General features: G+C 50.9%; 1 protein-coding gene. It reads left to right on the forward strand.

All coding sequences use genetic code 11. From position 1 onward, the window contains the following. The coding region (locus KDK15_RS02045) for an ankyrin repeat domain-containing protein (protein WP_257293704.1) at positions 1-1315 on the forward strand (1315 nt) is incomplete at both ends.

The following is a 1315-nucleotide window of genomic DNA, read 5'->3' on the forward strand; positions in this document are numbered from 1 at the left end:
GACCACGGTGCCGATGTCAATGCCGCCGATCATCAGGGTGAGACGCCCCTGCACAATGCTGCCCGTCAGCGTTGCACCGAGGTCTTCAATATCCTGATCGAGGCCGGGGCGAATATCAATAATGTACTGCGCACCGCTGTCCGGGAGGGCAATGATTCACTGCTTGAATACCTGATCAGCACCGAACTCAGCCAATCTAACCTTAATATCGCTCTGCGCGAAGCCGCCGGACAGGGACAATCGCAGTACCTTATACTCCTGATCAATAAAGGAGCAAACGACCTTAACGGTGCCCTGCGCGAAGCCGCCGGACAGGGGCAAAAGCAGTGCCTTGAAACCCTGATCTCACCGCGAGTCTCACAGCAAGCGCCAGACCTCAACGGTGCCCTGTGCGCTGCCGCCGAGGGGGGGCAAACGGAATGCCTTAGATTCCTGATCGAGAAGGGTGCAAACGAACTTGATCTTGATCATGCCCTGTACCGAGCTATTCTGGCGCGAAACAACCCGAGCCTGACCGTGCTGGTCGAAGAAGGAGCAAATATTACTACCGTAGTGCACACTGCTGCCAGAAAAGGTGATTGGGAATTTTTCAATTACCTGAACAATCCGACAGAGATCAATGCCGCCGATGGGGAAGGTCAAACACCGCTGCATATCACCGCTGCCAATGGGGATAAAACATGCCTGAAAAAACTCATTGAAAAGGGAGCGAAGGTAAATGCCACCAATAATAACGGCGAAACAGCCCTGCATATAGCTACCAAAATCAGCATAACCAAGGGCCGTCAACAATGTGCTGCCATGGGCATAGATATCACTGGAACCCTTATTAACGGCAAGACCTTCGAACACTATACCATCGAAAAAGAAAACGACATTGGGTGTCTGCGTGAGCTTGCTGATAACAGAGGAGTGGACTTTAATGCCCGTGATAACGACGGTATCACACCTTTAATGATAGCGGCCCTTTGGGGCAAATTAGATCACCTGATTTATTTGCTTGAAAGAGCGGATTTCAATATCGCTGATAACAGCGGCAATACGGCATTGCATTTAGCCGCTTGTTGGGGGCAAACCGATTGCCTGAGAAAACTGCTTGATAAGAAAGTGGATGTCAATGTCAAAACACATATAGATGGTGCTACGCCCCTGCATATGGCCGCTCAGAACGGCCACATAGAGTCCGTCAAGGAGCTGCTGAAAAATTATCAAACCTCAGTCAATGAACAGATGAACGATGGCTGTACGGCTCTCCACTTGGCTGCTTCTGGGGACCACACAGAGGCCATCCAGACATTGCTGAACTTTGACCCCT

The organism is Endozoicomonas sp. YOMI1 (genome assembly GCF_024606345.1).
Classification (GTDB): domain Bacteria; phylum Pseudomonadota; class Gammaproteobacteria; order Pseudomonadales; family Endozoicomonadaceae; genus Endozoicomonas.